We start from the raw sequence: 1,581 nt of genomic DNA on the forward strand, positions 1-1,581 counted from the left end.
CGCCAGAATCGGCCCCCCCGCCACCCCGCTCAGCCGCAACCGCGGCCGCGGCAGCGCCAGGCCGGTGAGCTCCTCCTCGACCAGCTGCCGCAGCCGTTCGCCACCGGCCCGCGGCACCTCCCCGGAGAGCACCACCAGCTCCGGGTCGACCACCGCGACCACCGAGGCCAGGCCGGTGGCCAGCCGCCGGGCCAGCTCGCCCAGGACCCGCTCGCCCGCGCCGGGGGTGCGCAGCGCGGTGGCGAGCGCCTCGCCGGCGCCGGCGGCCTCGATGCCGTGCCGCCGGGCCAGCTCCACCACGGCCGGCGCGCCGACCAGCTTCTGGAAGCCGCCGCCCGCGTCCGGCCGGGCGGCGGCGGGCGGCCCGCCCCGGGCCAGCGGGGCGCCGGGCAGCGGCATATAGCCGATCTCGCCCGCCCCGCCGGTGGTGCCGCGCAGCACCCGGCCGCCCAGCACGACGGCGGCGCCCACCCCCTCGTCGACCCAGACCAGCACGAAGTCGTCGAAGTCCTGGGCGGCGCCGTGGTGCTGTTCGGCGACGGCGGCGAGGTTGACGTCGTTCTCCACCAGGACCGGGGTGCCGAGCGCCGCGGCCAGCTCCGCCCGCAGCGCGGGGAAGTGCCAGCCGGGCAGGTGCGCCGCGTAGCGCAGCTCGCCGGTGCGCGGGTCCAGGGCGCCGGGTATGCCGACCACGGTGTGGTGCAGGGCGTCGAGGCCGATTCCGGCGGCCCGCGCCGCGCCCGCCACCGCCGTGCGCACGATCCCGACCGGGTCCTGGGGTGCCCGGGGGCCGGCGGCCGGGGTGGCCACCCGGTGCTCGCCCAGGGTGCGGCCGGTGATGTCGGCCACCGCCGCGGTGACGCCCTCCTGGTCGACGGCGAGCGCGGCGACATGGGCGGCGGCGGGGTTGATGGCGTAGAGCCGGGCGTTGGGCCCCGGTCTGCCGGTGGCGGTGCCGGTGGCCCGTACCAGCCCGGCGGCCTCCAGGCGGGCCAGCAGCTGGGAGGCGGTGGGCTTGGACAGCCCGGTCAGCTCGCCCAGCCGGGTGCGGGTCAGCGGACCGTGGGTGACCAGCAACTCCAGGGCCGCCCGGTCGTTCATGGCGCGCAGTACGCGCGGTGTCCCGGGTATGCCCGCTGCGGCACCGGTCATGGCCCCCGCCCCTGTCTCGGTGGGAGACGCTGGTGAAACGTCTCTCCAACCGCCTCTGTTAGGAAACCTTCCTGTCGGCGGCCCCAGGAACGTACGGCGGGCCTCCGGCGCGGGTCAAGAGGTGTGCGGCGGCGAGTCCCCATCGCGCTCCGGCGGAAATCCGGGGCGGCCCGGGGCGCGGCGGGCCGCCCCGGGGTGCCCGGTCCGTACCGAGGTCTGCCGAGGGCCCGGCGTGCCCGGTTCCGTGGTGGCGCGCTGCCGAAGCGCCGGGACCGCCCGGCGCCGGGTCGGGGGTCCGCCACGCCGCCGGGGGCGCGGCTGTGCCCCAGGCCGCCCCCGCACCGGCGCCATCGCGCCGAAGGCCCCGGCCGCCCGGCCGTTCAGCGGGGGCCGGGGCGACCGGTGGCGGTGGGGGTCACTTCGCTGGCG

1 protein-coding gene is annotated in these 1,581 nt (G+C 79.3%); it reads right to left on the minus strand.

Going from position 1 to position 1,581, the window contains the following annotated elements; genetic code table 11:
• Positions 1–1,152, minus strand: a 1,152-nt coding sequence (locus E4099_RS31875; protein ID WP_245245352.1) for an ROK family transcriptional regulator, incomplete at its 3' end; no start/stop codon positions are given.
• Positions 1,153–1,581: the final 429 nt, after the last annotated feature.

This window comes from Streptomyces palmae (assembly GCF_004684805.1).
In the GTDB taxonomy this organism is placed as follows: domain Bacteria; phylum Actinomycetota; class Actinomycetes; order Streptomycetales; family Streptomycetaceae; genus Streptomyces; species Streptomyces palmae.